This window comes from Phenylobacterium sp. J367, assembly GCF_024699985.1.
Lineage (GTDB): Bacteria > Pseudomonadota > Alphaproteobacteria > Caulobacterales > Caulobacteraceae > Phenylobacterium.
On sequence record NZ_JAJONA010000001.1, the window covers coordinates 3,751,636 to 3,774,681 of the forward strand.

General features: G+C 70.1%; 23 protein-coding genes and 4 pseudogenes. 15 read left to right on the forward strand and 12 right to left on the reverse strand.

Going from position 1 to position 23,046, the window contains the following annotated elements:
* Positions 1 to 210: 210 nt before the first annotated feature.
* The gene (locus LRS04_RS20000) at positions 211 to 843 is read right to left on the reverse strand and encodes a TetR/AcrR family transcriptional regulator (protein WP_257817829.1); all 633 of its coding nucleotides are present in this window, start codon (positions 841 to 843) and stop codon (positions 211 to 213) included.
* A 427-nt stretch (positions 844 to 1,270) separates the two neighbouring features.
* On the opposite strand from LRS04_RS20000, the gene LRS04_RS20005 reads away from it, so the two are divergent.
* Positions 1,271 to 1,633, forward strand: coding sequence for a response regulator transcription factor (locus LRS04_RS20005; protein WP_257817830.1), 363 nt, complete (start codon positions 1,271 to 1,273; stop codon positions 1,631 to 1,633).
* 19 nt (positions 1,634 to 1,652) lie between these two features.
* On the opposite strand, the gene LRS04_RS20010 is transcribed toward LRS04_RS20005, so the two are convergent.
* Positions 1,653 to 2,414, reverse strand: a complete 762-nt coding sequence (locus tag LRS04_RS20010; protein ID WP_257817831.1) for a DUF2243 domain-containing protein — start codon at positions 2,412 to 2,414, stop codon at positions 1,653 to 1,655.
* 420 nt (positions 2,415 to 2,834) lie between these two features.
* Positions 2,835 to 5,126 carry a TonB-dependent receptor gene (locus tag LRS04_RS20015; RefSeq protein WP_374576610.1) on the reverse strand — a complete coding sequence of 764 codons (2,292 nt, stop codon included), beginning with the start codon at positions 5,124 to 5,126 and terminating at the stop codon, positions 2,835 to 2,837.
* Between the two features lie 227 nt (positions 5,127 to 5,353).
* Here LRS04_RS20015 and LRS04_RS20020 point away from each other — a divergent pair, with 227 nt between their 5' ends.
* Positions 5,354 to 6,013 carry a lysoplasmalogenase gene (locus LRS04_RS20020; RefSeq protein WP_257817832.1) on the forward strand — a complete coding sequence of 220 codons (660 nt, stop codon included), beginning with the start codon at positions 5,354 to 5,356 and terminating at the stop codon, positions 6,011 to 6,013.
* Here the strand turns inward: LRS04_RS20020 and LRS04_RS20025 are convergent.
* From LRS04_RS20025 to LRS04_RS20035, 3 genes are read right to left on the reverse strand one after another with little or no spacing between them, the layout of a single operon-like run.
* Positions 6,010 to 6,609 (reverse strand): YceI family protein, encoded by a 600-nt coding sequence (locus tag LRS04_RS20025; RefSeq protein WP_257817833.1) that lies wholly within the window; start codon positions 6,607 to 6,609, stop codon positions 6,010 to 6,012. The genes LRS04_RS20020 and LRS04_RS20025 overlap by 4 nt on opposite strands.
* The gene (locus LRS04_RS20030; RefSeq protein ID WP_257817834.1) at positions 6,606 to 7,859 is read right to left on the reverse strand and encodes a cytochrome b/b6 domain-containing protein; all 1,254 of its coding nucleotides are present in this window, start codon (positions 7,857 to 7,859) and stop codon (positions 6,606 to 6,608) included. The genes LRS04_RS20025 and LRS04_RS20030 overlap by 4 nt, the downstream gene beginning before the upstream one ends.
* 52 nt (positions 7,860 to 7,911) lie before the next feature.
* Positions 7,912 to 8,160 carry a DUF2164 domain-containing protein gene (locus LRS04_RS20035; RefSeq protein ID WP_257817835.1) on the reverse strand — a complete coding sequence of 83 codons (249 nt, stop codon included), beginning with the start codon at positions 8,158 to 8,160 and terminating at the stop codon, positions 7,912 to 7,914.
* 21 nt (positions 8,161 to 8,181) lie between these two features.
* On the opposite strand from LRS04_RS20035, the gene LRS04_RS20040 reads away from it, so the two are divergent.
* The 12 genes and pseudogenes from LRS04_RS20040 to der all read left to right on the forward strand — a co-directional run bounded on the left by LRS04_RS20040 (position 8,182) and on the right by der (position 16,043).
* Positions 8,182 to 8,529 carry an ArsC family reductase gene (locus LRS04_RS20040; protein WP_257817836.1) on the forward strand — a complete coding sequence of 116 codons (348 nt, stop codon included), beginning with the start codon at positions 8,182 to 8,184 and terminating at the stop codon, positions 8,527 to 8,529.
* A 99-nt stretch (positions 8,530 to 8,628) separates the two neighbouring features.
* On the forward strand, positions 8,629 to 9,084 hold the full coding sequence (locus tag LRS04_RS20045; RefSeq protein ID WP_257817837.1) for a hypothetical protein: 456 nt from the start codon (positions 8,629 to 8,631) through the stop codon (positions 9,082 to 9,084).
* Positions 9,081 to 9,614, forward strand: coding sequence for an RNA polymerase sigma factor (locus LRS04_RS20050; protein WP_257817838.1), 534 nt, complete (start codon positions 9,081 to 9,083; stop codon positions 9,612 to 9,614). The genes LRS04_RS20045 and LRS04_RS20050 overlap by 4 nt, the downstream gene beginning before the upstream one ends.
* Positions 9,607 to 9,906, forward strand: a complete 300-nt coding sequence (locus LRS04_RS20055; RefSeq protein ID WP_257817840.1) for a hypothetical protein — start codon at positions 9,607 to 9,609, stop codon at positions 9,904 to 9,906. The genes LRS04_RS20050 and LRS04_RS20055 overlap by 8 nt, the downstream gene beginning before the upstream one ends.
* A gap of 99 nt (positions 9,907 to 10,005) precedes the next feature.
* Positions 10,006 to 10,386 carry a DUF6249 domain-containing protein gene (locus tag LRS04_RS20060; protein ID WP_257817841.1) on the forward strand — a complete coding sequence of 127 codons (381 nt, stop codon included), beginning with the start codon at positions 10,006 to 10,008 and terminating at the stop codon, positions 10,384 to 10,386.
* 43 nt (positions 10,387 to 10,429) lie between these two features.
* The gene (locus LRS04_RS20065; RefSeq protein WP_257817842.1) at positions 10,430 to 10,996 is read left to right on the forward strand and encodes an RNA polymerase sigma factor; all 567 of its coding nucleotides are present in this window, start codon (positions 10,430 to 10,432) and stop codon (positions 10,994 to 10,996) included.
* Complete coding sequence (locus LRS04_RS20070; protein ID WP_257817843.1) at positions 10,989 to 11,435, forward strand: hypothetical protein; 447 nt, start codon at positions 10,989 to 10,991, stop codon at positions 11,433 to 11,435. The genes LRS04_RS20065 and LRS04_RS20070 overlap by 8 nt, the downstream gene beginning before the upstream one ends.
* A complete protein-coding gene (panB, locus tag LRS04_RS20075) occupies positions 11,368 to 12,195 on the forward strand; it encodes a 3-methyl-2-oxobutanoate hydroxymethyltransferase (RefSeq protein WP_257817844.1) in 828 nt (275 codons plus the stop codon). Before LRS04_RS20070 ends, panB begins: the two co-directional genes overlap by 68 nt.
* Positions 12,196 to 12,284: 89 nt before the next feature.
* A complete protein-coding gene (locus LRS04_RS20080) occupies positions 12,285 to 12,749 on the forward strand; it encodes a tetratricopeptide repeat protein (protein ID WP_257817845.1) in 465 nt (154 codons plus the stop codon).
* Positions 12,750 to 12,808: 59 nt separating this feature from the next.
* Positions 12,809 to 13,054: a hypothetical protein gene (locus tag LRS04_RS20085; RefSeq protein WP_257817846.1), complete on the forward strand. Its 246-nt coding sequence runs from the start codon at positions 12,809 to 12,811 to the stop codon at positions 13,052 to 13,054.
* 342 nt (positions 13,055 to 13,396) lie between these two features.
* Entirely contained in the window at positions 13,397 to 14,437 is a 1,041-nt protein-coding gene (locus tag LRS04_RS20090) for a PQQ-binding-like beta-propeller repeat protein (protein ID WP_308238193.1), read from the forward strand.
* A 23-nt stretch (positions 14,438 to 14,460) separates the two neighbouring features.
* Positions 14,461 to 16,043, forward strand: a pseudogene (der, locus tag LRS04_RS20095) (ribosome biogenesis GTPase Der).
* Here der and LRS04_RS20100 read toward each other — a convergent pair.
* The 5 genes and pseudogenes from LRS04_RS20100 to radA all read right to left on the reverse strand — a co-directional run bounded on the left by LRS04_RS20100 (position 15,991) and on the right by radA (position 21,207).
* Complete coding sequence (locus LRS04_RS20100) at positions 15,991 to 16,743, reverse strand: SDR family NAD(P)-dependent oxidoreductase (protein WP_257817847.1); 753 nt, start codon at positions 16,741 to 16,743, stop codon at positions 15,991 to 15,993. The pseudogene der and the gene LRS04_RS20100 overlap by 53 nt on opposite strands.
* An 11-nt stretch (positions 16,744 to 16,754) precedes the next feature.
* A pseudogene (locus LRS04_RS20105) lies at positions 16,755 to 17,680 on the reverse strand (bile acid:sodium symporter family protein).
* A gap of 65 nt (positions 17,681 to 17,745) precedes the next feature.
* Positions 17,746 to 19,216, reverse strand: a pseudogene (gene purF, locus LRS04_RS20110) (amidophosphoribosyltransferase).
* A 16-nt stretch (positions 19,217 to 19,232) separates the two neighbouring features.
* Positions 19,233 to 19,841, reverse strand: a complete 609-nt coding sequence (locus LRS04_RS20115) for a CvpA family protein (protein WP_257817848.1) — start codon at positions 19,839 to 19,841, stop codon at positions 19,233 to 19,235.
* A pseudogene (radA, locus tag LRS04_RS20120) lies at positions 19,838 to 21,207 on the reverse strand (DNA repair protein RadA). Before radA ends, LRS04_RS20115 begins: the two are co-directional and overlap by 4 nt.
* Before the next feature lie 114 nt (positions 21,208 to 21,321).
* Between radA and LRS04_RS20125 the strand changes: the two are divergent.
* Entirely contained in the window at positions 21,322 to 21,954 is a 633-nt protein-coding gene (locus LRS04_RS20125; protein WP_257817850.1) for a Yip1 family protein, read from the forward strand.
* On the opposite strand, the gene alr is transcribed toward LRS04_RS20125, so the two are convergent.
* On the reverse strand, positions 21,947 to 23,041 hold the full coding sequence (gene alr, locus LRS04_RS20130) for an alanine racemase (protein WP_257817851.1): 1,095 nt from the start codon (positions 23,039 to 23,041) through the stop codon (positions 21,947 to 21,949). The genes LRS04_RS20125 and alr overlap by 8 nt on opposite strands.
* Positions 23,042 to 23,046: the final 5 nt, after the last annotated feature.

Consider the following 23,046-nt stretch of genomic DNA (forward strand, 5'->3'; position numbering starts at 1 on the left):
ACGCCAGGTCGGCAGCCTTGGAGGGCCCGCGTCCGCTGACCTTGGCCGCCGCCCCACCTCGACAAGGTGCCCATGGCCCTGCGACCGCCGCTCGAATCCCACCGCGGCGATTGCGCAGCGTCATGCTGGCCCAATCCGGCGACGTTTCCGCGGGCTGGCGCGGGAGCTGTTGGCTTTTTGCAAGGCGGCGGGCGGGCCTGCGGTGCACCGCTACGTGCGCGGAGATGGGGATTCGCCAGCTCCGCGGGGGTGCCCCTCGAAAGTGAAGAGAGCCTGGACAACGCGCGACACCAGAGGCTTCGCCGCCGAAGACGAAGCCGGTTCGCCGGACAGCACGATCGGCGCCAGCGTCTCGGCCACGCACAGCTGGATCAGCAACGCGGCCATGACATCTGGATCTGAGACGTGCAACCGGCCGGTGTTGGCTTGCTGGACGAACCAGCCTTCGAGGTCGCGCCGGGCACGTCCCAGCACATCCTCCCGCCAAGCGGCGCCGGCGGCTTCTGTCTCGATCGTGCGCGGCGCGAGCAATTCGCGGGTTAGCGGTCGATTGAGGTAGGCCTGCATTTCGACCGCATATCTCTCCAGCGCCTGCGACGGCGTGCGTCCAGCCGGCTGGCCAATCGCGGGCGGCGGACAGTTTGCCGCCTGGTCCGCAGCCAGGGCGGTGAAGAATCCGGTTCGACCCCCAAATCGATTGTAGAGGGTCTGCTTGGACACTCCGGCCGACCGAGCGATCTGGACAAGAGAGACGCCCACCCCCCGTCGGGAGATCAGGGCCTCTGCGGCCTTCAGGAGTGCGGTGGTCTTTTGATGGTCGATCCCGCCCCTTGCCCGCGCCATTCGCCTTCCACACAAACCGGCGGTGGCTCGCACCGCGCCGGCGCTGCACGAGCGCCTCGACTTGACTTCCTAGCGCCTTCCGGCGCCCGAAGCGTTAGCCGTTCTACAACTGAAAGGGCTCGCCCCGCCAGCGGGGACCACCGAGCTCTCCGGACGCCCATCCTTGCACATTGTACGGACTGGGCCGTGCGCCACGGCGGAGCATTCGAACTCGGGACAGCCTGGGATCGAGTGCGTGTCTCGTCGCGGTGGGAGGCGAAGCCTGCGGGTGACACGTACGGGCAGGGACCCGGCGTCGATCCCAGGGCGAAAGGCGTCGCAGCCCAAAGGTACGCTGGGCCGGCCTTCCCGAAACAATGCGGAAACGTGCGGCCGCGACACTTCTGAAATGCTGGCCCCCGCGCCTCAACGCCCCTGCAGCGCCCGGGTGCTCGTCGTAGATCCGGACGGGACCGCGCGGCGGCGATTGGCTTGCCTTCTGGAGCAGCACGGCTTTGAAGTCGAGGCTGCGGCCAACTCGACCGAAGCAGTCTTCCTCCTCGCGAGCCAAGGCGCTGATCTCGTCATCATCGAACTAGCGCTCCCGGAAGCGGAGGACGGCATTGAGCTGTGCTCATGTCTCAGCACACGGCCGAACGCGCCCGCCGTCATTATCCATTCCAAAATGAACAGTGCTTCAGACTGCATCAGGGGCTTGGAAGGGGGCGCCGACGATTACCTGTCCAAGCCGTGTAATCCCCGGGAGTTGCTGGCGCGGGTCCGGGCGGTGCTTCGCCGGCGGCGTCGTTAGATGCACCTAGGTGCGTCTCTCAGGCCCGGCTCCAGTTGAAGCAGCCAGCCGGCACGCCAGAGCCGCTCACCAGCAACGCGCCGTGCCGGTAGAAGGACCACCGCTGGTCGGCCGGCGCATCGACGACCACCACACCCATGGACGGGTCCGTCCAGACGAGCCGGGCGTCCGTCGCGGAGAGCGCGGACCAGACTTGGTTCGGGTTCGTCCCGGGCGCGAAGACGACGGTGGTGAACGGCTGGTCCGGCGGTGGCTTGAGCGACCAGGCTCCGGCCGCGCCCGTGATCAGCCCGAGCAGGAGCACGGCGGCGGCCGGGCCCGAGATTCTCGGTCCGCCCGGACGGAAGCCCCGCAGCATCAGGAATCCGATGATGAGCGGCAGCGCGCCGAAAGCGGCGAACCAGATAAGATCCCACATGAGCGGGTTGGGACTGTCGAGCTTGATGCGGTGGATGCCCAGCACCCAGTGCGAGAGGACGCTGTCGACGATGTGCCAGACGCCGAAACCGAGGAGGACTGAGCCGAACAGCGGGCGTCCCCAGCCTTCCTCTCGGCTCTTGTGGGCGCGCCACAAGCCAAACAAGCCGACCGCCGCGACGACGTACATCAAGGCATGGAAGTAGCCGTCCCACAGCACCTGCAGGCGCATGTCGGCCATGCCAGGCACCAGGCTCAGGAGGTGGTGCCACTGCAGGATCTGGTGCAGCACGATGCCGTCAAAGAAGCCGCCCAGCGCAAAGCCGAGAACAGCGCCCCAGCGGGTCCAGGGTGATTTGAACATGGCTATCCTCCTTGCAGCTGAACTGTACGAGGCCGCCGCGGTTCCCGGGTAGCTCATGACAACGCCCGGTGAAGTACCTGAGGCGCGCTCAGCGCCGGCGTGAGGACGGTGGCGTCTGCTTCCATCGCGCCCGAAGCTTCGGGAGGGGCGGTCCCTGCATACCTCTAAAACAAGGCTGCCCAGTTCCCTTCTCAGCGAAGGCGTGCTGCGGGGAGGGGACTCTGCTATTCTCCGGTTCGTGGAGCCGTTCTTGCTCTCGCCCATTGCTGATGTGCCTCCGCATCATCAATCCGCCAGCCAAAGATTCTGACGGTATCTCAGACGGTATTCAAATCCGCGTGAGCGAGAATGTATCGTTTAATCAGAAACTTAGGGCATTCGAAGATAATCGAGTGGGAATAGGCTGGGGGCCTTGGAGGGTTATCGGCTCAGAACTTCCGCTCGAGGCTGACGCCCCAGGTCTGCGGCGGTCCGTAGGCGGCTTCCTTGAGACCGAAGGCGGCCGATGAGGCATTGCCCGACACCGTGACCTGCTCGTCGGTCAGGTTGTCGCCGAAGACCGACACGCGCCACAGGTCGTCGGCGGAGTCCCAACTCACCCGGGCGCTCACCAGGGTGTAGGCGCCTTTGCGAGAGCTCCGGGTCGTTGGCGATGTCGTTGTAGAGGCGGCTGTAGTAGGCCGCGTCGCCGCGGAACGTCAGCCCGCCCAGGTCGCCAAGGTCGAGGCGGTACTGGACGCCGCCATTGGCGGTCCAGTCGGGCGCCTTCACCAGCTTGCTTCGAAGCGTGATCGGCAGGATCTGGGTGGGGCCCAGCCCCTCGCCGATCGAGGTGTACTCGTGGTCGAGATGGCCGACGGCGAGGTTGATGTCCCAGCCGTCCGCGGGGCGCGCGAAGACCTCGACCTCGAAGCCCTTCAACTCGGCCTCGGCGGCGTTGGCGACGAAGTTCCGCGGCGTCTGGTTCACCGTCAGCTGGATGTCCTTGTAGCTCGAGAAGAAGGCCGCGGCGTTGACGACCAGGCGGCGGTCGAACCAGCTCGTCTTGGCGCCGGCCTCGTAGGTCCAGATGGTCTCCGGCTGGTAGGCGGTGACCTCGCTGGCGTCCGCCAGCGGTCGGGCGTTGAAACCGCCGCTCTTGAAGCCCTTGCCGGCCGACACATAGAGCAGCACGTCGTCGGTGGCCTTGAACTCGGCGCCGAGCTTCGGCGTGAAGGCGTCCCAGTCGTCCGACCGGGTCGTGTTGGCGATGACGAAGCCGTCCCAGATGCGGCGGTGGTCGAGGTAGTATTCCTTCTTGTCGAGATTCCAGCGCCCGCCGGCCGTCACGCTGAACCGGTCGGTGACCGCGTAGGTGCCGTGGACGAAGGCGGCGTAGGTCTTGCTCTCCACCTCGGTGAGGATGTTCACGGCCGGCGCGAACGGCGGCGCGGTCGCGAGCGGCGGCGCGAGGCCGAGCGCCAGGTGCGCATAGCCCTCGTCCCGCCCGTCCTCGGTGAAGAAGTAGAGGCCGGCCAGCCAGGTCAGCCGGTCGCTGAACGCCTGGCCGGAGAGCTGGAACTCCTGCGAGAACTGGCTCTGCTTGTCGTAGTTGAAGGTGTGCCGGAACGTGTAGGGCGTGTTGTCCCCGTCCCGGGCGAAGGCGGCCTTCAGGTGGCGGTAGGCGGTGATGGACTTCAGGTCCACCGCGCCCAGGGTCCAGTTCACCGTCCCCGAGACACCCCAGAGGTCGAGATCATTGACGTTCGGGCCAGTGCCGTAGGTCGTGTAGGGGTCGCCGGTGATCCAGGACGGGTTGATCCCGATCTGGCCGTTCGGCGCGCGGAACGGAAACGTCGGCGCCACGAAGCGGTTGTAGTTGACCATGAACGGCGTGCCCGTGAATCCCGGGCGGTTGCCGGCGGCCAGCAGGGTGTTGGGCGCGGAATGCTCGCGGGCCCGGGTGTAGTCGCCGGCGAGGTTGATCTCGAGATCGTCCGTGGGAGTCCACAGGACCTGCAGCCGTGCAGCGTCGGTGTTGCGGTCGCCGAGGTCGTCGCCCGCCAGGATCCGCTTGGCGTAGCCGTCGCGGTTGAGGGTGGCCACCGACAGCCGGGCCGCCAGGTCCTCGGTGAGCGGCACGTTCACGTTGGCTTGGAAGTCCCGGCGGTCGAAACGGCCGACGGTGACTTCGGCCCTGCCGCCGAACTCCTGTGTGGGCTGTACGGAAGTAACGAGCACCGCCCCGCCGATGGTGTTCTTGCCGAACAGGGTGCCCTGCGGTCCGCGCAGCACCTCGATGCGCTGCACATCGAACGCGTCCAGCATCGCGCCGATGGAGCGGGCGAAGTAGACGCCGTCCACATAGACGCCCACGCCCGGATCGCTGAACAGCGCAAAGTCGTTCTGGCCGACCCCGCGGATGAAGACCGTGGCGTTGTAGTTCCCGCCGGAGAGCTGGGCGGCGTTGTCGAACCGGATGTTCGGCGCGAACTTGGCGACTTCGGCGACCCCGTCGACGCCCCGGGCTTCCAGCGCCTGTGCGCTCAGCGCCGTCACGGCCACTGGGGTGTCCTGAAGGCGTTCCTCCCGGCGCCGCGCGGTGACCACCACCTCCTCGATGACCGCGGTGTCCCTTGGCTGGGCGACCGCCACCTCGGAGACACTCATCCCCCCGCCAAGGGCCGTCGCGCCGAGCAGCGCGCGCCACGCCTTTTCCGTCCGCCGTGTCATGGCCGTCCTCCCTTTCGGCTCAGTCTGAAGCTGAGTCATACCGACGGTATGCGAGGCTGACTGTAAGTCCATAGGCTGAACTGGTAGCGGAACCAAGAATATCGACGATATGCGACTTTCGGATCACGCTGACCGGGCGGCGGCGGGGCGCCGGCGCATTTGCGGGCATTGAGCACCGCGGCGTCACGCGCCTACGGTGGCGATTCGGTGAATCGGAGGGGGGCGAGATGAACCGGGACAGACTGGCGTCGTTCGCTCTGGCGGCGTCGCTCCTGGGCGGCATCAGCTACATCGCGTCCTGGAACCTCGGGCTGCCGCAGGCCTCGTCCCTGGCGTGGAAAGGCACGGGGGTCGGTTTCCTGGCCGTGTACGCCGCCCTCAAGGCCCGCAGCCTCGATGGCTGGCTGATCGCCGCCGTCATGGCGCTCGGCGCGCTGGGGGACGTCCTCCTCGACGCCGAGGACATGACGCTTGGCGGCGTCACGTTCCTGGCCGGCCACCTGGTGGCTGTGGCGCTTTACCTGAGGAACCGCCGCCCGAACCCCGGCCTCGCCGCCGTCGCCTTCGCCGTCGCCCTGGTTCCGCTCTCGGCCTGGGCCGCCTACGTCATGCCCACCGAGCGCGCCGGCGCGGCGGGCTACGCGATCTACGCCGGCGGGGTGGCCCTGATGGCCGCGGCGGCCTGGCTGAGCCGCTTCCCGCGCCACTGGGTAGGCTTGGGCGCCTTGGCTTTCGTCGTCTCGGACCTGCTGATCTTCGCCCGCATCGGACCGCTGGCCGGCCAGGCCTGGGTCAGCTTCGCGGTCTGGGGTCTCTATTTCGGCGGACAGGCGCTGATCTGCACGGGAGTGGTGCGCGCGCTGCAGCGGGGAGACTCGGCCGCTTAGGGTGGCCCTTCGCGGACGAACTCCACGTCGAAGGTCAGCTCGACCCGATCGCCGACCACGGACCGCATGGAGGTCATGCCGAATTGGGAGCGCTGAATCTGGCCCGATCCGGTGAACGCGATGCGAGCCGTGCCGCCGGGTTCGGTGCGGATCGACCGCAGCCGCACCGCGAACCGCGCCGGTCGGGTCACGCCGTGCAGGGTGAGGTCGCCTTCGAGCGTTCCGGCGTCGCCCTGGATGGTGAGCTCGCGGCCGACGAACCGCACGGCGGGAAAGCGATCGGGCTGCAGCATTGCGACCGCTTGGCGGGCGGCGAGATCGTTCGGGCGGGCGACAGCCCTGGGATCGACCTCGATGGCGACCTCCGGCGTCGATCCGCCCTTGTCGCGCAGTCGGCCGCGGACGCGGGTGAAGCGGAGGTCGTAACGAGAGAGGCCCAGGAAGCGCATCCGCGCCGTCAGGCTGGAGCGCTGGCCGTCCAGGGCATAGGTTCCGGCTGGCAGGCCGGCCCCCCAGACGGAGGGCGGCTGTGCGCCGGCCGGGCAGGCGATCAGCGCCAGGCCGAACAGCAATGTCCGCCGTCCCAGGTCCCTCATGGCGCGGTCCGCCGTCTGGCGGTCAGCGCGAAGTCGATAGCCACGGTGGCTGGGATCTCGTCGGTGGCCGCCCATTCCTCCTGGCCGACGCCAAACGCCGTGCGGTCGAGCTGGCCGCTGCCGGTGGCGTGGGCCGTGTCGCCCTCGATCCGGAGCCGGAACCGGAGGGTCATTGGCTTGCGGACGCCGCGCAGGTCCAGCAGGCCCTCGGCGACGTAGGTTTCCGGTCCAGCCCGCTCGAAGCGCCGGGCGGTGAACACGGCCCTCGGGTGCGCAGCGGCGTCCAGCCAGACGCGGCTGACCAGCGAGGCGTCCCTCTGGGCGTCGCCGGTGGCGGCCGAGGCGAGGTCGACGGTCACGGTGACCTGCGAGGCTTCCAGATGGTCGGGATCGAACACCACGTCGGCGGTCCAGCGGTCGAAGCGGCCGCGGATGGCCTGACCGCTCCAGGCCGTCTCGAAATCGAGCCGCGCGCGGTTCTGGACCGTCCAGCGGGCGGGTCCGGGCGTTGACGCCGGGCGCGGCGGCGGTGAGGGCGCGGCCACGGGACTCCATTCCGGGCCGGCCAGGACCGGCTGGGCCGGCGGCGACGCGAGGTCGCCCGCCTGGGGCGGCGTAACCGTCCAGGCCAGGCCGACCGCGGCGACCGCACCCGCCACGATCAGGGCCGCTCGAGGTTCAAGCCGGCGCCCGGGCCGCGCGCCCGGGACCATCTGCGCGATCACCGGTTCGTCCGCCGCGAAGAGCTGGTGCTTGAGCGCGCCGGCCACGTGGAGACCGAGCAGGGCGAGCAAGGTCAGCGCCAGCGCCTCGTGGACGGCATGCGCGCCGCTCCGCCACGCTTCCTTAAGCTCTGGCGGCAGGCTCGCGACGCCGGGGAGGTCCGGGAAGGGGACCACGCCGTAGAGCTGGGTTGATATCGCCAGGGGACTTGCCGAAACCAGCAGCCAGCCGCTCAGCGGCAGGGCCAGCAGCAGGACGTAGAACGACCCGTGGGTGAGCCGGGCCAGGCCGCGCTCCCAGGGCGCCAGGGTCGGCGGCTCGGGCGGCGGCCGATGCGCGAGCCGCCAGGCGAGCCGGAAGAGCGTGAGCACGAGGATCGTCACGCCGACGGACTTGTGCAGCTGGATGAGCGCGAAGCTCTCGGGCGTCCGCGGTCCCTGCATCCGCCAGGCGAGCGTGAGCTGTGCGAGGATGGCCGCCGCGGTCAGCCAGTGCAGGGCGATGGCGACGGCGCTGTAGCGCTTCATCCGCGCCTCCCTGTTCCGCCCCACCGCGATCATAGTCAGCCCGGCGGCCGGGCTACAGCCGGATCGGCTTCTCGATCGCCGAGATCGCCTCGGTCAGGTCCTCGACCCGCTTGGTCAGCACGGCCTGGGCGTCGGCCAGCCCCTGGTTGTAGAAGTGCGGGCCCAGCTTCTCGGTGATGAAGTCGAGCAGGAGAAGGGCGTCCATGGCGCCGATCTCGACGTCGAGCTCGTCCTTGAGGTAGCGGGAGAGCGCGCGCGTGAGCGCGTCGCGGACGGGTTTCTCAAGTTCGATCCTCGCCATCCCATCCTCTGGAGCGCTTCCTTGCCCAAGACCCTCTACGGCATCCGCAACTGCGACACGATGAAGAAGGCCTGGACCTGGCTGGACGAGGCGGGACTGGTCTACGACTTCCACGACTACAAGAAGCAGGGGATCGACCGCGCGACGCTGGAGGCATGGGCGGACAAGCTGGGGTGGGAGCCGCTCCTGAACCGCGCGGGGACAACGTTCAAGAAGCTGCCCGACGCCGACCGCCAGGACATCGACCGGGACAAGGCGATCCGCCTGATGCTCGACCAGCCTTCGATGATCAAGCGTCCGGTGCTGGACGCCGACGGCCGACTCCTCGTCGGATTCAAGCCGGCCCAATACGAGACCCTGAAGGACTGACGAAAAGAATCCGACTCCGGCTGCATCCAGGCTTAGCTTTGGCGGCGACCAACGAGTGACAAGGGCGGGGCAGGGGCCGCGTCCGACGGGAGTTGGATCATGGAAGACCTGTTCCGCAGCTACTGGTGGCTGCTGTTCCCTCTGGGGTTCTTCATCTTCGGGGCCTGGGACCGCTGGCTCGTCTATCGCCGCAGCCGCGACCACCTGGATCTGCTTCGGAGCTTCACCGATCAGGGCAAGGAGCCGCCGCCCGAGCTGCTGCGCACGATCCGCGAAGCGGCGCTCGACGACGACGATGACGACGACTGGGGCTACCGCGGCCGTCGTTACCGGCACGACCGCCGCATGCGCCGCTGGCATCGTTACAGCCCCTACTGGGCCTGGCGGACCTTCTTCGTGACGGGCGCCGTCGCCCTCGGCTTCTGGCTGGCCTCGCGGTACGCGGACATCCCGGGGACGGAAGGGCCGTTCGAGCTCGTCGCGATCATCGTCGGCTGCGTCGCGCTCGGCCATCTCGCGGTGGCGCTGTTCTCGACGGGCTTCCGCGGGCGATGAACGCGGCCGGCCTCGACGAGGCCCTGGTCGCCGCCGCCCAGGCCGGCTCCACCGACGCCTTCTCGCGGCTCGTGGAGCGCCACCAGCAGGCGGTCAGGTCCTTTCTGCGCCGCACCTGCGGGGACTGGGCGGCGGCCGACGACCTGGCGCAGGAGACCTTCCTGGCGGCCTGGTCGAGAATCCGGCGGCTGGAGCAGGGCGCCAGCGTCCGCGCCTGGCTGTGCGGGATCGGCTACAACAAGCATCTCACAGCGGTGCGAAGCGCCAGCCGGGCGCGGACCCGCGACGCGGCCTGGGAGGCCGGGCGTCCCGTCATCGGGGTGGGCCGGTCCGACGACCGGCTGACGCTCGAACGCGTGATGGGCGAGCTGCCGGCGGAACAGCGGGCGTGCGTCGCTCTGTGCCTGGCGGCGGATTTCAGCCATGCGGAGGCCGCCGACGCGCTTGGCCTGCCGCTCGGCACGGTCAAGAGTCATGTGAGCCGGGGCCGGACGCGGCTCCTGCAGGCGTTGGGAGGTTCGGATGGATGAGGCCGAGGACAGACTGAAGGCGCTGTTCGCGCTGGATGAACCGCCGGCCCGCGACGTGGTCTTCTCGGCGGAGGTGATGGCGCGCGTACTTCGCAGGGAGTTCCGGATCGAGGTGGCGACCGTAGGGGCCGCCTCGCTCGTCGGCGCCGCCGCGCTGTGGGCCGTCTGGCCGGTCCTGCAACCTGCGCTCGTTGCGATTTCCCACGGCCTGGCGCCTACGATCGCCGGACTTGCGCTTGCGGCCTGCCTGATCGCGGTTCTCCAGTCGCGACCGCTGACGGCGGAATCATGAGTAAAGTTTCATAGTTGGGTCTGCATCTGTAGAGCGGCTGGCCGGCCTCTTTATCAGCAGAGACCGGTCGACGGGGCCGGCAAAGGAGACTTCGAGACTATGGAAATCCTGATCCCCTTGGGGTTCTTCGCGATGATCGCCGCAATCGTCGTCGTGCCGCGGTATTTCAAGAGCATGGAACGGCAGAAGATGGCCGAAACCATCCGTGCCGCCATCGAGAACGGCCAATCGCTTCCCACCGAAGTGGTCGACGCCATGACGAGCGACATCCGGCCGAAGGGCATGTCGCCGTCGCCGCAGCGCGACCTGCGCACGGGCATCGTCTGGCTGTTCGTCGCCGGCGGCCTGGCCGCTTTCGGCCTGTTGATCGGCATGGAAGAGCCCGACGCGACCTACCCGCTGCTCGCCTTCGCGGCCTTCCCCGGCTTCATCGGCGCAGCCTTCATCGTCCTTGGTCTGCTCAACAAGCCGAAGGTTTGACAGGTCCGGACGGGGGAACAAGCCCATGCCGGGCTCAACAACAATGGCCTTGGCCAGCCTGCACGACGTGGAGCTCTGCGCCCGCGCCGCGTCCGGTGAGCGCAAAGCCTTCGGCGAACTCGTCCGCCGGCACGGTTCGGCCGTGCGGGGACTGCTCCGCCGGATGGGCGCGCAGGCCGCCGAAGCCGACGACGTGGCCCAGGACGCGTTTCTGGCCGGCTTCGAACGCATCGCCGAGTTCAGGGGCGAAGGCGCCTTCGTCGGATGGATCAAGAAGATCGCGGCGCGGCTCTACCTGCGTCGCCTGCAGCGGGAGCGCAGGCTGGGGATCTTCTCCGCCGAGGGGAATGAGGCGGATCTCGAGGTTCACGACGCCGACGCGGACGGCCGCATCGACCTGGACGAGGCGCTCAAGGGCCTCGGCGCCAGCGAACGGATGTGCGTCTCGCTCTGTTTCGGAGCCGGGCTTTCGCACGCGGAAGCGGCAGAAGCCTTGAACCTGCCGCTTGGAACGGTCAAATCGCATGTCAAACGTGGTCTGGATAAGCTCAGAACGCGACTGGCGCCGGCCGGCGGCGCTGTTCTTGAAGGGAGGCGCGGCAATGGCTGAGGTCGAGTTCGAACGCCGCCTCGAGCGCCTCTTCTCCAACGCGCCCGAACTGCCTGACAGTTCGGCCTTCGCCGAGCGCATCGAGCGTCGGCTCGATCGGGGCTGGACGGCGCGACGCTGGCTGATCGGCGCCGCGGGCGTCGCCGGCGGCGTGATCGGCGCCAGCCAGCTGATGATGTCGAATCTCGTCCAGCGGGTGGAGACGGCGGAGGATTCCGCACGCCTGCTCACCACGGGCCTTGGGCAGGTCACGCCCCAGGCCGACTGGATGGCCCCTGCTGGGCAGCGGCGGCAGCACGGTCTGGATCGCGTCCGGCCTGGCGGTGCTGGCCATGGGCTTCGCGCTCACCCGGGTGATCGAGGAGATCTGAGTGTCGTCGCACCGCCAGGACGCCGTCCGCCGCCTCGCGGCGCCGGATATCGCCGCCCGCAAGGGTAAGGCGCCCATCGTGTGCCTGACGGCCTACACCGCGCCGGTCGCCGAGATCCTCGACGACCACTGCGACCTGCTGCTGGTGGGCGATTCCGTCGGCATGGTGGTGCATGGCCTTCCCAACACCGTCGGCGTCACCCTGGAGATGATGATCCTCCACGGCCAGGCGGTCATGCGGGGCTCGAGGAAGGCCATGGTCGTCGTCGACCTGCCGTTCGGCTCCTACGAGGGATCGCCGGAGACCGCCTACGCCAACGCGGCCCGGGTGATGAAGGAAACCGGCTGCGGCGCCGTGAAGGTCGAGGCCGGGCCGGCCGTGGTCGACAACATCCGCTACCTCGTCGAACGCGGCATCCCGGTCATGGGCCACGTAGGGCTCCGGCCGCAGGCCGTGCTGGTCGACGGCGGCTTCAAGGCCAAGGGCAAGGGCGGCGAGGAGCGGCGCCGCATCCAGGAGGAAGCTCGCGCCACGACGGAGGCCGGGGCCTTCGCCGTGGTTGTGGAGGGCGTCGCCGAGGGTCTCGCCCGCGAGATCACCGAGACGATCGAGGTCCCCACCATCGGCATCGGCGCATCGGCCGGCTGCGACGGCCAGATCCTGGTGACTGACGACATGCTGGGCCTGTTCGACTGGACCCCGAAGTTCGTGCGGCGCTACGCCGACCTGCGCGGCGAGATCACCCGGGCCGCCGCGGCCTACGCCGAGGACGTCCGTGCGCGGCGCTTCCCGGGGCCGGCGGAGATTTACTTCGCCAAGGCCGGGTGAGCGGCACGTTGCGGCGCGCGGCGGCGCGCTATAGGTTCCCCGCCTCTGGCTGACAGCCCACTACCTAAGAGAGTCCGGAGTCCCCGTTCGTGACGGATCTGTTTGAAGAGGTCGAGGAGCAGCTGCGCTCCGACCGGTACCGGACGCTTGCGCGCAAGGTGCTTCCCTGGGTGCTGGCCGCCCTGGCCGCGGCCCTCATCGCCTCCCTGGCCTGGTGGGGCTGGACGAGCTGGCGCGACCGCGAGTCGGCCAAGGCGTCGGAACAGTATGCCGCGGCCCTGGACGCCTTCGCCCAGGGCGACTCGATCCGCGCGGCGACGCTCTGGACGGACGTCTCCAAGTCGCCGTCGGCGGCCTTCAAGACCCTCGCGCTCATGCAGCTCGGCGGTCTCCAGGTGGCGGAGGACAAGACGCAGGGCGCGGTCACCTACTTCGACCAGGCGGCCGACGCCGCGCCTGACAACATCCTGGGGGACGCCGCGCGCCTCAAATCTGCCTTGGCCTTGCTGGACACCGCGCCCTACGCCGAGCTGGAGAAGCGCTTGACCCCCTGATCGCGGATGGCCGCCCCTATCGCCTGCAGGCTCGCGAGGCCCTCGGCTTCGCGAAGCTGATGAAGGGCGACACGGCGGGCGCCCGCAGCGACTTCCTGGTGATTTCCTCGAGCCTCGACGCCTCCGAAGGCGCCCGCGCCCGCGCTAAGGCGGCCATGGACCTGATCGATTCCGGCACGGCGAAGTCGCTGCCGGCGGCCGTGAAGGCCGCCGCCGCGCTCCCGCGTCCGCAAGGTCCGGCCGGCCTCCTCCCGCCCGGGGCGCCGCCCGCGCAAGCCCAACCGCAAGCCCCCGGTCCTCAATGACGTTTCGCCGTAATCCCCTCCTGGCCGTCGCCCTTGTCGCCGCGCTGGGCGCGAGCGGTTGCTCGACGATCAGCCGCCTGAACCCGTTCGACCGGGACGACGGGCCGCAGGAAACGGCCGGCGAGGGGGAGCGCATCTCCATCGTCGCGGCCGACCAGGTGCTGGAGCCCGCCGAGGCCCTGAAGGGCGTCGAGTTCTCCCTGCCCACGCCGGAGGCCATTGCGGCCTGGCCGTTGCCGGGCGGCACGAGCGAGCAGTACGTGGGTCACCTCGACACTGCGCCGAACCTCTCGGTCGCCTGGGCGCCGCGGGTTCGGGGAGGGCTCGGACGGCGGCCGCCACGTGACCGCCCCGCCGGTCGGCGCCGACGGCAAGGTCTTCGTCATGGACGGCGAGGCCACGGTCAGCGCGATCGACGCCCGCTCCGGCTCGGTGATCTGGAAGCGCGACATCCGCCCGAGCGGCAAGCGAGACCGGAACGCCTATGGCGGCGGCCTCGCCTACAGCGATGGCAAGGTCTACGTCGCATCCGGCTACCGCGTGGTCGCTCAGCTCGACGCCAACACCGGCGCGGTGGGCTGGACCACCCGGACCGAACAGCCGATCCACGGCGCGCCGACGCTCGCCGCGGGCCGCGTGGCGGCGGTGGCCATCGACAACACGCTGCTGACGTTCGACGCGGCCACCGGCGCGCCCGCCTGGACCTATCAGGCGCTGACGGAATCGGCCCGGATCATCTCGGCCTCCAGCCCGGCGGTCTCCGGCGACACCCTCGTCGCCGCCTTCGGCTCGGGCGAGCTCGTGGCGCTGCGCTCCTCGAACGGCAACGACCTCTGGAACGAGGCGCTGTCTCGGGCCAGCCGCACCAGCGCGCTGTCCGAGATCCGCGACATTCCCGGCCGCCCGGTGATCTACCAGGGCGACGTCTATGCGGTGAGCCACTCCGGCGTCTTCGCCGCGATCGACCTGCGGTCGGGCCAGGCGCGCTGGCAGCTCCCCGTGGTCGGCGTCACCAGCCCGCTGCCGGCCGGCGACGTGGTCTATGTGGTGGGCCGCGACGGCAGGATCGTCTGCGCCTCGCGCGAGAGCGGCCAGATCTACTGGATCACCGACCTCAACGCCGACTTCAAGCCGGGCCGCCGCGGCGGCGTCTTCGGCATTGGCGGCACGCCGCGCGTACGCTCGGTATGGTCGAGCCCGATCCTCGCCAACGACCGGCTGATCCTGGCCGGTTCGTCGGGCGACATGGCCGTGGTCAACGCCAAGACCGGCGAGGTCCAGCGCCGCTTCGGCCTGGGCGCCCCGGTGCTGCTGTCGCCGATCTCGATGGGCGACACGGTCTATGTGGTCACCGATCGGGCCCAGCTTATCGCCCTGCGCTGAACCAGCGCGTATAGGCTGACGGGATGGCCCTGAAACTCGCGATCGTCGGGCGTCCGAACGTCGGCAAGTCCACGCTGTTCAACCGGCTGGCGGGCAAGAAGCTCGCCATCGTCGACGACCAGCCGGGGGTGACCCGCGACCGCCGCTTCGCGAGCGGCCGGCTGGGCGACCTCGAGCTGGAGCTGATCGACACCGCCGGCTTCGAGGACATCTCCGACGAGAGCCTCGAGAGCCGCATGCGCCAGCAGACCCTCCGCGCCATCGAGGAGGCGGAGGTGTCGCTGTTCGTGGTCGACGCCCGCGAGGGCGTGACCCCGCTGGACGAGGTGTTCGCCGAGATCCTGCGCAAGCACGACAAGCCGGTGATCCTCGCGGCCAACAAGGCCGAAGGGAAGCAGGGCGACAACGGTATCCTGGAAGCCTTCAGCCTGGGGCTGGGCGAACCCATCCCGATCTCCGCCGAGCACGGCGAGGGCATGGCCGACCTCTACGCCGCCCTGGCCGCCGTCGCGTCGGAGGAATGGGAAGGCGAGGAGGACGAGGCCGACAAGCCGGTCCGCATCGCCATCGTCGGCCGCCCGAACGCCGGCAAGTCCACCCTGGTCAACAAGCTGATCGGCGAGGACCGCCTGCTGACCGGGCCGGAAGCCGGCATCACCCGCGACGCCATCCCCGTGGACTGGGACTGGGACGGCCGCGCCGTCCGCCTCGTCGACACCGCGGGTCTCCGGCGCAAGGCCAAGGTCCAGGAAAAGCTCGAGAAGCTGTCCACCCAGGACACCATCCGCGCGATCACCTTCGCGGAGGTCGTGATCCTGGTGATGGACGCGACGCACCCGTTCGAAATCCAGGATCTGCAGATCGCCGACCTCGTGGAACGCGAGGGCCGCGCGCTCGTCTTCGTGCTCGCCAAGTGGGACCTCGTCGAGGATCCGAACGTCCGCCTGCAGGAGTGGATCGAGGAGGTCGGGCGGCAGTTGCCGCAGGTGCGTGGCGCCCGTTGGTGGCGCTCTCCGCCGAGACCGGCCGCGGCCTCGACCGCCTTATGCCGGCGGTCTTCAAGACCTATGCGGACTGGTCGACCAAGGTGAAGACCCGCGACCTGAACGACTGGCTGCAGATGGCCATGCAGCGCCATCCGCCGCCGTCGGTGGGGGGACGGCGCATCAAGCCGAAGTACATGGCCCAGATCAAGGCGCGGCCGCCGACCTTCGTGCTGTTCTCCAGCCGGGCGGACCAGCTGCCGGAAACCTATCGCCGCTACCTGATCAATTCGCTGCGCGAGAGCTTCGACCTGCCGGGCGTGCCGCTCCGCGTCAGCCTGCGCTCGAACAAGAACCCCTACGCCGAGGGCGAGGAGAAGAGCGGGCCGGCGCCGAAGCGCGCCGAGCCGGACGCCAAGACCGGTCTTGCCGCCAAGAGCCGCAAGGCCGCCGCCGCCAAGGCCAAGGCCGGCGCCGAGGGCAAGCCCAAGGGCCCGTCGAAGCCCAAGTCGCAGAAACCGAAGGCCGGGGCGCCGCGGGGGCGGGCCCAGAAGCTCGCCCGGCCGGGGGTCAAGCCGAAACGGGCTTCGCGCCCTTCGACCAATCGGCGAACGCCACGGTAGCTTTCGGCAGGCCGAGCGCCGGGGCCTGCACCAGTTCCAGGATCAACGGACCGATCTCGCTGGGGTCGGGCAGGGAGGCGGGGTCCTCGCCGGGCATGGCCTCCGCGCGCATCCGGGTCCGCATCGGCCCCGGGTTCAGCAGCACGGCGCGGACCCTGGTGTTCTCGAGCTCGTCGGCCCAGGTGCGCACCAGGTTCTCCATGGCGGCCTTGCTGGCCCCATAAGGGCCCCAGAAGGCCGCCGGCTTCTCCGCCTTGCCGCTGGTCAGGAAGATCGCCCGCCCGGCCGGGGCGGCCTTCAGCAGCGGCTCCACCGAGCGGATCAGCCGCGCGGTCCCGGTGGCGTTCACCGCCATCACCCGGTTCCAATGCTTGGGCTCGACATGACCGACTGGCGTGATCGGACCGAGCACGCCGGCGGCGTGCACCAGGATGTCGAGGCGACCGAACCGCTGGTGCAGCGCGAGGCCGAGCTGGTCGAGGCCGTCGCCCTCGCCGATGTCCATGGGGACGAGGGTCGCCCGCTGGCCGGTCAGGGCGAGGATCTCGTCGTCCAGGTCTTCGAGCGGCCCCTGGTTGAGCGCTACGGCCACGATGTGCGCTCCGGCGGCGGCGAGGGCGAGCGCGGCGGCGCGGCCGATGCCGCGGCTGGCGCCGGTGACGAGGGCGATCTGATCGTGGAGGGGAAGCTGTTCCGACATGGGGCCGCTCTCTAGCGGGTCGGAGCCTCGGAGTCGCCCTGCTTTGCATAGCGTTGGGCGATCATGGCGCAGGCGATGAGCTGGATCTGGTGGAAGATCATCAGCGGCAGGATGGCGAGGCCGGCCGTCGCGGCCGGGAACAGCACGCCCGCCATCGGCGCGCCGCTCGCCAGGCTCTTCTTGGAGCCGCAGAAGACGATGGCGATCTCGTCCTCCCGGGAGAAGCCGAACGCCTTCGCCGCCCCCACGTCGCCGCGAGCACCAGCGCCAGCAGGACGCAGCAGAGGATGACCAGCTTCAGGAGGTCGAGTGCGCCGATCCGGCTCCAGACGCCTTCCACCACCGCGCCGGAGAAGGCCGTATAGACCACCAGCAGGATCGAGCCGCGGTCGGCGTAGGAGAGCAGCTTCGCCTGCGCCTTCACCCAGCCGCCGATCAGGGGCCGCAGGAGCTGGCCGGCCACGAAGGGCACGAAGAGCTGCAGCACCAGCGCCTGCACGGCGCCCGGGGACACCGAGCCTTCGGCGTGCAGCAGGACGGCCACCAGCAGGGGCGTCAGCGCCACGCCCAGCAGGTTCGAGGCCGAAGCCGCGGCCACCGCCGCCGCCACATTGCCCCGGGCGATGGCGGTGAACCCGATCGACGACTGGATGGTGGACGGCAGGCAGCCCAGGAAGACAATCCCGCCCGCCAGCGCCGGCGGCGTGATCCAGGCGGGCAAGGCGGCCAGGCCCAGGCAGGTCAGCGGGAAGAGGGCGTAGGTGGCGGCCAGCACCACGAGGTGGAGCCGCCAGTGGGTCATGCCTTCGATCACCGCCTCGCGCGACAGGCGCGCGCCGTGCAGGAAGAAGACGAAGGCGATCGCCGCCTTGGTGACCCACTCGAACGCCGGCGCCGCCGCGCCCCGGGCCGGGAGAACCGAGGCGAGCGCCACCATGGCGAAGATCAGGACGATGTAGCCGTCGGGCCTGAGCCGGCCGAGCCAGCCGGCCCGCGCCTCGCTCACGCGTCGACCAGGAAGGAGAGCTGGCGCTCCACGGCCTCGTTGCGGCCCTGGGCGATCTCGCGGTCGAGCAGCCGGGTCGGGTAGTCGCCGGTGAAGTAGTGGTCGGTGAACTGCGGCAGGGTCGCGTCGCGGGCGCCGGCCTCCATGGCCCAGTAGAGGCCCTCGACCGAGAGGTAGCCCATGGAGTCCACGTTGAGGATCCTGGCGATCTCCTCGACGGAGTGGTTGGCGGCCAGCAGCTTCTCGCGGTCCGGCATGTCGATGCCGTAGTAGTCCGGCCACTGGATCGGCGGCGAGGCCGAACGCAGGTGCACCTCGGCGGCGCCGGCCTCGCGGACCATGCGCACCACGCGCACCGAATTGGTGCCGCGCACGATGGAATCGTCGATCAGCATCACCCGCTTGCCGGCCAGCACGGCGCGGTTGGGCGACAGCTTCATGCGCACGCCCATTTCCCGCTGGCCCTGGGTCGGCTGGATGAAGGTCCGGCCCACGTAGTGATTGCGGATGATGCCCATCTCGAAGGGCACGCCGGCCTCCTGGGCGAAGCCCAGCGCCGCCGGTACGCCGCTGTCCGGCACGGGGACGACGACATCGATGTCGGCGGGCGTCTCCTGCGCCAAACGGCGGCCCATCCGCTTGCGGACCTCGTAGACCGACTTGCCGTTCACGACGGAGTCCGGTCGGGCGAAGTAGACGTATTCGAAGATGCAGGGCCGGGCCTGACGGGCCGGGAAGGGGCGGAGCGAGCGAATGCCCTTCTCGTCGATCACCACCATCTCGCCGTGCTCGATGTCGCGCACGAACTGGGCCCCGACCATGTCGAGCGCGCAGGTCTCGGAGGCCAGCACGGCCTTGCCGTCCAGGTCGCCCAGCACCAGCGGGCGGATCCCCAGCGGGTCGCGCACGCCGATCAGCTTCTTGTTGGTCAGCGCCACGAGGGCGTAGCCGCCTTCGATCTGCGAGAGGGCGTCGATGAAGCGCTCGATGAACTTGGCCTTACGCGAGCGCGCGATCAGGTGGAGGATCACTTCCGAGTCCGACGTCGACTGGAAGATCGCCCCATCGGCCACGAGCTGTTCGCGCAGCGTCAGGAAATTGGTCAGGTTGCCGTTGTGGGCGAGCGCCACGCCGCCGGCCTCGAGGTCGGCGAACATCGGCTGGACGTTGCGGATGAACGAGCCACCGGCGGTGGAGTAGCGCGTGTGGCCGATGGCCGAGCGGCCGGGAAGGCGCCGGTCGAGGTCGCCGCCGCCGAAGGCGTCGCCCACGTGGCCCATGTGGCGCTCGGTGTGGAAGCCCTGGCCGTCGAAGGCGGCGATGCCGCAGGCTTCCTGGCCGCGATGCTGGAGGGCATGGAGACCGAGCGCGGTCAGGGGCGGCGGCCGCCTCGACATCGTGGACCCCGAAGACCCCGCATTCCAGGCGGGGCGTGTCGTCGTCCGGATCACGGACCGGGGGGACCATCGGTCGTGCGCCTCAGTCATCGGGTACTCTCCGCCTCGCCGCCGCGTTGCGGCGCCTCGTAGCCGTCCGTCACGTTCCTGTCACCCGTCCCGTCGCTCAACGCCTTGCCGAAAGCCGGGGCGAGCTGGCCCGCCATGTCGAGACCCCGGGGCGCGAGCGCCGAGATAAGGTTCCCCATGCTCCGCGCCAGCGGCCAGGTCCGGGCCTCGGTGATCCAGCGGGGCTGGAGGTCCTGCGGTGTCGCGGCATGGAACATCAGGTAGAGCGCGCCCATCACCAGCAGACCGCGGCCCAGGCCGATGAGCAGGCCCACGCTGCGGTCGAGGACGCCCAGGAGGTCGGTCCGCTGTATCCGTCGCGCAACCCCTGCGCCGATCAGACGCAGGGCGACGTAGGCGACGAGGAACACCAGGATGAGCGCCGCCACCGTGCCCAGCCAGCCGGGTCTCACCACCTCGCGCACCATGGGGGCGAACAGCGGCAGGCCGAAGATCGCGATCAGCGAGGCCACGACGAGGGCGATCAGGGCCGCCACCTCCCGCGTCGCGCCGCGCGCGAAGCCGACCGCGGCCGAGATGGCCAGGAGCGTCAGGACGATGAGGTCGAACTGTGTCACGCCGCTCACCAGTCTCCTTCGCCGATCCGGCGGATGGCGTCACCCAGCCGGCTGACGCCGGTCACCTTCATCGGCGAGGCCGCCTCGGCCTCGCCAGGCGCGAAGGCGCGACGGAACCCCAGCTTGGCGGCTTCCTTGAGGCGGGAATCCATCCGGCTGACGGGCCGCACCTCGCCCGAAAGGCTGATCTCGCCGAACACCACACAATCCTGCGGCAGGGCCTGGTCGAGCGCCGATGAGGCGAGGGCGGCGGCGGCGGCGAGGTCGGCCGCCGGTTCGCTGATCCGGAGCCCCCCAGCCACGTTCAGATAGACGTCCTTGTCGCCAAACCCGAGGCCGCAGCGGGCCTCGAGCACCGCCAGCACCATGGCCAGGCGCCCGGAGTCCCAGCCGACCACGGCCCGCCGGGGCGTGCCGTAGGCCGAGGGTGCGACCAGCGCCTGGAACTCGACGAGGACCGGCCGCGAGCCTTCGATGCCGGCGAAAACCGCCGCCCCCGCGGCCCGCTCGCCGGAGGTGTTGAGGAACAGCGCCGAGGGGTTCTTCACCTCGGCGAGGCCGGCGTCGCCCATCTCGAAGACGCCGATCTCGTCGGTGGCGCCGAAGCGGTTCTTGGCGCCGCGCAGAATGCGGAAGGGATAGCCCCGCTCGCCTTCGAAGGCGAAGACCGCGTCCACCATGTGCTCGACGACGCGGGGGCCCGCGATGGCGCCTTCCTTGGTGACGTGGCCCACGAGGATCACGGCCACGCCCTGCTTCTTGGCCAGTCGGACGAGCTCGCCGGCCGCCGCGCGGACCTGGGTGACGGAGCCGGGGCCGGCCTCGTGCTGGTCGCTCCACATGGTCTGGATGGAGTCGATGACCACCAGGTCGAAGCGGTCGCGCTTCAGGCCATCGACAATGATGCGCAGCGAGGTTTCCGCCGCCAGCTTCACCGGCGCGTCGGCCAGGCCCATGCGCTGGGCGCGCCCGCGGACCTGCTCGACGGCCTCCTCACCCGAGATGTAGGCGCACCTGACGCCGCGCCGCGCCGCCATGCCCGCCACCTGCATCAGCAACGTCGATTTGCCGACCCCGGGGTCGCCGCCCAGCAGGATCGCCGAGCCCGGCACGACTCCGCCCCCCGCAGACCCGGTCGAACTCCTCCACGCCGGTGGAGATGCGGGGCGGGGCGGGGGTGGCGTCCTCCAGCCCCCTCGAAGGTCAGGCCGCGGGTCTTGCTCGCCCCCTTCACGGGCGCGAGCGCGCCGGGCGGCCGGCTCTGCAGCTCCTCGACCAGGGTGTTCCAGGCGCCGCAGCCGGCGCACTGGCCCGACCACTTGGTCTGGACCGAGCCGCAGGACTGGCAGGCATAGACGGCGCCGTCGCGGGCCAAGGGGTCACTCCTGATTCGGCGGAGCCTCAGTCTAGCCGACCCGCGCGACGCCCGTCTGTGCGGCGGCTTGCCGTTCGTCTAGGGTTCGGGCGGGAACTGGGCTGGAGGCTGTTGGTGAGCGTGGTGGAGCCGGAGCCGGCGGGCGGACGCCTGTTGGCGCGGGCCTTGGCGATGGTGCTTCGGCCGTCCCAGACATGGGATCGCATCGCGACCGAGACAACGCCGCCCTCGGACCTGTTCCGGGGCTACGTGGCGCCGCTGGCGGCCATTCCCGCCGTCTGCGGCCTGCTCGGCATGATGCTGTTCGGCTACTCGATCGCCGGTATCGGCTTCCAGCAGAGCCTGCCCGCGGCGGTCATCGAGGCGGCCGTCGACTTCACCCTGACGCTGGCTGCCGTGTTCCTGATGGCGATCGCCATCGACCTCCTGGCCCGGCCGTTTGGCGGGGCGCGCGATGCGGGCCAGGCGCTGAAGCTCGCCGCCTATTCCGGCACCGCCATGTGGCTGGCCGGGATCTTCTCGCTCTATCCGAGCTTCGGCCTGGTGATCGGCGCGCTCGCGGCGCTCTACAGCCTCTACACGCTCTATCTCGGCCTGCCGAAGCTGATGCGCGCCCCGCCCGAGAGCGCCCTGACCTACTTCGCGTCCGTTCTGGTCGCGCTCATCGCGATCGTCATCCTGAAGGGGGTGCTCGTCGCCAAGGCCAGTGAACTCGGCGGGCCCCTGCGCGCCGTCGGCCTCAGCTAGCGCCCAGATAGGTCCGCTCGGCCCGCGTGCTGAGGCGGACCAGCACCTCGTGGGCCACTGTTCCGGCGGCGGTCGCCAGGTCGTCCACCAGGGCGTTCGGCCCCAGCAGCTCCACCTGTTCGCCCACGGTGGCCTCCTGGTCGCCGATCTCGATGGCGATCAGGTCCATGGTCACGATGACGAGCGGCCGGTGAGCGCCCCGGAACCAGGCATGGCCCTTTCCCATCGCCCCGCGGACGACGCCGTCGGTGTAGCCGGCCGCCACGATCGCCGCCCGCATGGGGCGGTCGACGGTGACGGCGGCGCCGTAGCCGATCCGGTCGCCGGGCTTGAAGTTGCGGATGTCGAGGATCGGCGCCGTCAGGGTGGCGACGGCCCTCAGGCGCGCGTCCGGGCGCTCCTCCGGGCCGCCGCCGTAGAGGCTGATCCCGGGCCGGACCATGTCGAAGCGGTAGTCGCCGCCGAGGAACGCGCCCGCCGAGGCGGCAAGGCTGCGACGCGCCTCGGGGAAGAGCGCGATGGCCTGGTTGAAGCGGGCGAGCTGTTCGACGTTCCGGCGGTCGGCGGGCGCCGTGGCCGAGCCCAGGTGGCTCATCACCAGGGTGACGTCGAGGTCCCGCAGCCCGTCCGGAGTGGCGGCCAGCGCCCGGGCCTCCTCCAGCGTCAGGCCCTGGCGGTTCATGCCGGTGTCCACCTGAAGGGCCACCGGCCAGCGGCGGCTCGACTGCCGGGCGAAGACGCTGGCGGCCGCGGCCTGGGGCAGGGAGGCGATCACCGGCGTGAGCAGGGCGGCGGCCAGCCGGGGCGCGGCGCCGGCGGTGACGCCGTCCAGCACATAGATCGTCGAGTCGCGCTCCGGTCCCAGCTCCCGGCGCAGGGCCTCGCCCTCGTGCAGCCGGGCGACAAAGAAGCTGCGGGCGCCCTCCGCCCAAAGCCGGCAGGCGAGGGGACCTGCGCCCAGACCGTAGCCGTCCGACTTCACGACCGGCGCGACCTCGGCGCCGGCCGCCTCGGCCGTCAGGACGGACAGGTTGTGGGCGAGCGCGTCGAGATCGATCGTCAGGCGCGCTTGGGCAGGCTCAGGCATCAGCC